Raw genomic sequence first — 3976 nt, 5'->3', positions numbered from 1 at the left:
CGGAGCTTAAGCTGGCCGAGTAGACCGAACAATCATGGTGAACAGTGGCTTTTTCTTCCCATGATCCACCGGTCTCATGGCCATAGATTTTCACCCCATCGTCACTGGCGGTCACAACATGGTCGCCATCAGCACTGAAATTAGCCGACCTGAGCAAATAACGATGGGAAATGGCGGTTTTTACTTCCCATGATCCATCGTCCCCCAGCTCACAAATTTTCGCTTTGCCAGCATAACAGGCCGTCAATACATGACGGTTATCGGGACTGAAGGTGGCTGATGAGATGTATTTGTCATGGGAAATAGTGGTTTTTTCTTCCCATGATCCACCGGTCTTCTGGCCATAGATTTTCACTTCTCGACCCATATTGCGGGTCAGTACGTGGCAGCTATCGGTGCTGAAGGTGGCTTTGGTGATGTGGCGCTTTTGAGACATTCTGGCTTTTTTCACTAACTTGAATGTTTCACATTGAGACATCAGCTTACTGTTGGTGAAAAGGAGCAGGGCTGGAAAATAATTACATTTTCGTTGTTCCAGGAGTGACTCGACAGTATCCCTACTCGCAAACGGCTTCAACCAACCACGGAGTTGTTGCCTGTTTTTTGTCATAGCGATGGTCTTTAGTTGATATTGGCATGGTGAAGGAAACCGGCGATACCATGCTCTTTCCCGAGCGTTATTGTTTTTGACAAGATCGCGAAGATATTTGCAGACCCTGGCTAAACGGGTAACCTCTCGAAAATCCAGATTGCGAATAATTTTGGCATGTATTTCTTCGGGCAAATGTAAGAATGCAGGTTTAATTTTGTTCTGTATAGTAACGTCCATGCCCACACTGACACCTGTTGAAGCTTCCTCCAATCGTGGTTTCTTACGTGTACCCGTGAGTGGACCGTCAATTCTGGAATTGCTGTTTGTAGTTTGCATGTCTGTTCCCTCAGAGCTGCAAAGTCAGTATTTACCTTCAGTCAGAAAGCACGTTCGAAATTTAGAACTGGTTTAAAAATGAAAGTTCATAACAATAAGGTCAGTAAAACTAAGCAAAAACAGGGCTGATCCGGGGAAATAACAGAAAGAACTTTTTCATTGAGAGCTCGCTGCAAAAGTTGTAGTCAGGTTCTCAACATAAGGCTGTTTTTAAATCGGCTATCATCAAAACACGCTTAATTGCAGGTTGTTTTAGTCGGTTATACGCTCATCTGATCATCAATCTTACTTCCATAGTTCAGTGATTCTTGCCGTCTTATCCTCACTGCCGGTCATCACGAATCGGCTATCGGCGCTGAAAGTGGCTGCTCGGACTGCTTTCTTGTGTCGAATGGTGGCTTTTTCCAGCCATGATCCATTGGCCCCCAGACCATAAATTTTTGCCGTTTTGTCGCGACTGGCGGTCACCACAAGGCAACCATCGGTGCTGAAGGTGGCTGATCGGATCAAATCTTTGTGAGCAATAGTGGCTTTTTCTACCCATGATCCATCGGTCAGCAGGCCGTAGATTTTCGCCGTTTTGTCAACGCTGACGGTCACCACATGGCGGCCATCGTCGCTGAAGGTGGCTGATAGAACCCAGCCCTCATGGTTAATGGTGGCTTTTTCTTCCCATGACCCATTGGTCTCCTCATGGATCTTTGCCGTGTTATCTTCACTGGCGGTCACCAGATGACGGCCATCGGCACTGAAGTTGGCTGAGTAGACCACATCATCATGGGAAATCGTCGCTATTTCTCTCCATGATTCATCAGCCTGCAGGTCATAGATTTTCGCCGTGCTGTCTTCACTGGCGGTTACCACGAATCGGCTATCGGCGCTGAAGGTGGCTGATAAGACCCTACCCTCATGGTTAATGGTGGCTTTTTCTTCCCATGAACCATCGCTCATAAGGCTATAGATTTTTGCCGTCTTATCATCACTGGCAGTCACCACATGACGGCTATCGGCGCTAAAGATGGCTGACCTGACCCCATTACTGTGTTGAATAGTGGCCTTTACCTCCCATAATCCATTGTCCCCCTGACTACAGATTTTCGCTGTGTAGTCATGGCTGGCGGTCGCCACATGGCGGTCATCGGCGCTGAAGATGGCTGAGTTGACAAAACAAGTATGAAAAATGGTGGCTTTTTCTTCCCATGTTCCATCGTCCTGCAGACTACAGATTTTCGCTGTGTGATCACGGCTGGCTGTCACCAGCTGGCGGCTATCGGCACTAAAGGTGGCCGATCTGAGCCAGCCAGCATGGGTGATGATGCCTTTTGTTTCCCACGATCCATTGGCTTTCTGACCACAGATTTTCACCGTATTACCCAGACTGGTAGTCACCACATGGCGGCTATCGGCGCTAAAGGTGGCTGTATTGACTTCTTCACGATGGGTGATTTTGGCTTTTGTCTCCAGTTTAAATAGTTCACACTGAGACATCATTTTGCTTTTGGTGAAAAGGATCAGAGCAGGAAAATAAGCAGTATCACGTTTTTTTATGAGTGACTCGACAGTGTCCGTATTGGCAAACGGTGTCAACCAATCACGGAGTTGTTGATCATCTTTTGAAGTAATGATGGTCTTTAGTTGATATTGGTGTGGTGAAGGAAACCGACGAAACCATGCTCTTTCCAGAGCTTTATCATTTTTAACAAGATCGTGAAGATATTTGCAGACCTTTGCTAAACGGGTAACCTCTCGAAAATCCAAAAGGTGAATAATCCTGGCATGTATCTCTTCGGGCAAATGGAAGAATGCAGGTTCAATATTGTCCTGTACACTCACCTCCCTGCCTGCACTGACACCCGATGCGGTTTCATTCAATCGAGGCTGCTTGAGTGTTGGTGAGAGTGAACCATCATTGTTGTAATTGATGTTCGGAGGGTTCATGCCTGGTTCCTGCAGTGGGCGAAAGTCACTATTAATCCTCGGTCAGAAAGGACATTCGAAATTGATTCGGTCTGTTAGAGTCGTTTTTTTAATGAAAGTTCAAAACATTGAGTTCGGTGACACTATGAAAAAGAAGAGTTCTGTTCGACCCTCAATCGCCGCTCCATAGTTCAGTGATTCTCGCCGTTTCATCCTCACTGGTGGTCACCACGAATTGGCCATCGGCGCTGAAGTTGGCTGACCGGACTGCTTTCTTGTGTTGAATGGTGGCTTTTTCCAGCCATGATCCATCGGCCCCCAGACCATAAATTTTTGCCATACTGTCGTAACTGGCGGTCACCACAAGGCAACCATCGGCGCTGAAGGTGACTGACTCGATCAAATCTTTGTGAGAAATGGTGGCTTTTTCTACCCATGATCCATCGGCCAGCAGGCCATAGATTTTCGCCGTGTTGTCATGGCTGGCGGTCACCACATGGCGGCTATCGGCACAGAAGGTGGCTGATCTGACCGCCCCATCGTGTTGAATGGTGGTTTTGTGTTGCCATGACCCATTGGTCTGCTGGTCATGGATTTTTGCTGTCTTATCTTCACTGGCGGTCACCAGATGACGGCCATCGGCGCTGAAGATGGTTGATTTGACTCAACAGCTACTTCCTGCCGTACGCTGTGCAGGTACAGCTTCCTGATATCGTCCTGTGAGTTTTTGACACTGACCTCTATGCGGCTGATGGCATTCCAGGTATCGTCTTTGTCTTTATCGTGGTTCATGCGTTCACCCTATGATTATTTCTTGTGCGTTAATCCAGACAGTGACGGCACAGAGACACCTAACCCTTTAAGTCAGTGGTTGCCGACAGGCAATCCACTGGATTTTATTATTAGGTGGCGTGTTAGTTGTTGGGGAGGCGTTGACGGATGAGTAATTCTAGCTGGTCTATTTTTTCGTCGCTACGTTTAAAGCCTGCATGGGTGGCTTCAGTAAGCGCAGCAATCGTAGCTTTAATTTCTGAGAGTTCACGGTCACGCTGTGCAAAGCGCAACCGATTTTCCTTCTGGTACTCTCGCATTTCCCGTCTTGTTGCCAGTATCTCTTGGTGTGTATCACCA

5 protein-coding genes are annotated in these 3976 nt (G+C 47.4%); all 5 read right to left on the bottom strand.

Annotated elements, in window-relative coordinates; genetic code table 11:
• Positions 1-928 (bottom strand): F-box/WD40 repeat-containing protein (locus KDK19_RS13825; RefSeq protein WP_257292192.1); only part of this gene is annotated, 928 nt, incomplete at its 3' end.
• Between the two features lie 285 nt (positions 929-1213).
• Positions 1214-2866 carry an F-box/WD40 repeat-containing protein gene (locus tag KDK19_RS13820; RefSeq protein WP_257292191.1) on the bottom strand — a complete coding sequence of 551 codons (1653 nt, stop codon included), beginning with the start codon at positions 2864-2866 and terminating at the stop codon, positions 1214-1216.
• Between the two features lie 151 nt (positions 2867-3017).
• The gene (locus tag KDK19_RS13815; RefSeq protein ID WP_257276246.1) at positions 3018-3470 is read right to left on the bottom strand and encodes a WD40 repeat domain-containing protein; all 453 of its coding nucleotides are present in this window, start codon (positions 3468-3470) and stop codon (positions 3018-3020) included.
• Positions 3467-3637, bottom strand: coding sequence for a hypothetical protein (locus KDK19_RS13810; protein WP_257276247.1), 171 nt, complete (start codon positions 3635-3637; stop codon positions 3467-3469). The genes KDK19_RS13815 and KDK19_RS13810 overlap by 4 nt, the downstream gene beginning before the upstream one ends.
• Before the next feature lie 122 nt (positions 3638-3759).
• The coding region (locus tag KDK19_RS13805) for a hypothetical protein (protein WP_257276248.1) at positions 3760-3976 on the bottom strand (217 nt) is incomplete at its 5' end.

This window comes from Endozoicomonas sp. ONNA1, from assembly GCF_024606325.1.
Classification (GTDB): Bacteria; Pseudomonadota; Gammaproteobacteria; order Pseudomonadales; family Endozoicomonadaceae; genus Endozoicomonas_A.
Note: the sequence above shows the minus strand (reverse complement) of the source record. Positions and strands in the feature narration are given on the sequence as shown.